1 protein-coding gene is annotated in these 484 nt (G+C 51.0%); it reads left to right on the top strand.

Features of this window, described 5'->3' with window-relative positions; genetic code table 11:
- A partial coding sequence (locus tag EXT47_RS23655; RefSeq protein ID WP_165383844.1) for an AMP-binding protein occupies positions 1-484 on the top strand: 484 nt, incomplete at both ends.

Raw genomic sequence — 484 nt, 5'->3', positions numbered from 1 at the left:
GTGCATTCATGAGTTTTTTGAAGCCAGAGTGTCACTCCACCCCGAGCAGGAGGCTGTGCTTTGCAATGGCGCTTCTTTAACCTATGACGATTTAAACCGTCGTGCCAACCAGCTAGCCCATTATCTGAAAGCACAGGGGGTGAAGCCCGAGACCTTAGTAGGGGTGTGTGTCGAACGCTCTTTGGATATGGTGGTCGCTATTCTGGCCATCCTCAAGGCTGGCGGCGCTTATCTGCCTTTAGATCCTGACTATCCTGAATCCCGGTTGGCCTATATGCTCAGTGACAGTGGCGTAGATATTGTGTTGACACAAAGCCAGGTGCTGGACAGCTTACCGTTTCTTGAGAGTTGGGCTCTGTGTCTGGATGATGCACAGCTAGCAATAAGATTAACGGCCATGCCGTCGGATAATCTGTCGGTATCATCTGTGGGATTATGCGCTGAGCATCTGGCGTATGTGATATATACCTCAGGCTCTACCGGG

The sequence above is a fragment of the Pseudoalteromonas sp. CO342X genome, from assembly GCF_004208915.1.
Taxonomy (GTDB): Bacteria; Pseudomonadota; Gammaproteobacteria; order Enterobacterales; family Alteromonadaceae; genus Pseudoalteromonas; species Pseudoalteromonas maricaloris.
The sequence above is the reverse complement of the archived record's forward strand: the minus strand, read 5'-3'. Positions and strand labels throughout refer to the sequence as shown.